This window comes from Arhodomonas sp. KWT (assembly GCF_010993615.1).
The window spans coordinates 47,560-49,172 of sequence record NZ_WNXE01000010.1 but is presented as its reverse complement, the minus strand read 5'-3'; the positions used below and the strand labels follow the sequence as shown (position 1 = coordinate 49,172).

Genomic DNA, 1,613 nt, shown 5'->3' with positions numbered 1-1,613 from the left:
CCGGCCATCAGGCTCGCGATGGTGGCGCCGTTGCCGGCGTGGCAGACGAAGCAGCTCGCCTGCCGGGCCATGGCGTCGATATCGAAGGGCCGCAGGGTGATCTGGACGTTGGTGCTGCGCGGCAGCCGCCGGGCCAGCGCCTCCGGGCGCTCGCCCTTCTTCGGCGAGAGGTGCAGCACGAACCGGGCGCGGACCCGGTTGAGGCGGAGCAGCACCCGTTCGATGCCGGGGGCGCCGGCCTTGAGGTAGCCGGCGATCCGCGGCCCCTTGCCCTGCGGCCACTCGAGCGCCGATCCGGGGGAGAGGTTCTCGGAGACCGGGCCCGTGTACCGGCCGTCGCGGCGTATGTGGCCGAAGTGATCGACCTCCGGGGCGCCGGTGATGAAGACCGGCCCGGGGTCGAAGACCGCCTCGAGGCCGTCGACCGGTGTCAGGCCGCTCGCGTGCAGTGCCTGGTTGACCGACTCCAGGGCCGTGTCGTAGCCGGCGTCATGCGCCACCCCGCTGCCGGTCATGTGCTCCGGGATGAGCCGGGGCAGCGGGGCCGGGGGATAGTAGAAGCCCGTGCCGAACCCGAGCCGGGGCGTGTCCACGCCCCGCGCGGCGAGGATGGCCGTCGGCGCGTACTCGAAGGCGATCACGTCCGGGGCATGCTGCTCGAACAGCGCGCGCCACCCGGCGATGGCTTCGACGAGGCGGTCCGGGTCCGAGTAGCCGCGGGAGAGCAGCAGATCGGAGTAGAACACCGTGGCCACGTCCGGCGAACGGGTGGCGGGCAGCACCGGTGCCTGCACCACCTCGCAGGCGAGCCCCCTGCGGCGCGCGACCCCTTCCATGAGCCGCCGGTCCCTGGCGGCGATGACCACGTGGAGGCCGGTGGCCTCCAGGCCGCCGGTCACGCAGGCGATCTTGTTGGCATGGCCGTAGCCCTCGCCCATACCCCAGCAGATCATCACCGTGGACACGCGTCTTCCCCTCTCGCCGGCTCGCGGGTCGTGCCGCCCGTGTGTGTCCGGCGGGCGGCGTCTCTCCGGGAGACAACCCTGCCTGAAGTATCGTGGGCCGTCATGTTGGTGCGGCGTTGCCGCCGGCGCGGTGCGGCAGGCCGGTGGCCTGCGGGCAGGCGGCGTCCCCCGGACCGGGTGCGGTCACACGGTGAGATCGGTGCGCCAGCGCCGGCCGTCGGTGAGCTTGGCGAGGAGGGTGCGCAGGCGGTCGCGGACGTGCCGCGCGGCGATGGACAGGGGCCGGTCGGCGACCCGGGCGAGGTAGATGCTGCGCTGGATCTCCGGGTCGCGGATGGGGTAGGTCTGCAGGCCGGCGCCCACGCTGCCGTGGCGGGCGAGGCGCGGCGAGAGCACGGTGTAGCCGGCGCCTTCGGCGACCAGCGCCTTGATCGGCTCCAGCGCGTCCATCTCCAGCACGATGTCCAGGCCCACGGCCCGCCGCCGTACCGCGGCCTCCAGCTCCTCTCGCACGCCGTGGGGGCGCCCGGGCATGATCAGCGGCAGACCGTCGAGGGCCGACAGCGGGAGATTGCCCTCCGGGCCGCTGGTCAGGGCGGAGAGGCGTTCGTCCCCCGCCGGGCCGACCACGTGCAGCTCCTCGGTGGC

Annotated in this window: 2 protein-coding genes; both read right to left on the bottom strand. The window is 73.8% G+C overall.

Annotation, left to right across the window (positions count from 1 at the left end; all coding sequences use genetic code 11):
• The coding region (locus G7A99_RS03930; RefSeq protein WP_163138936.1) for a hypothetical protein at positions 1 to 965 on the bottom strand (965 nt) is incomplete at its 3' end.
• 183 nt (positions 966 to 1,148) lie between these two features.
• A partial coding sequence (locus G7A99_RS03925; RefSeq protein ID WP_240466087.1) for a LysR substrate-binding domain-containing protein occupies positions 1,149 to 1,613 on the bottom strand: 465 nt, incomplete at its 5' end.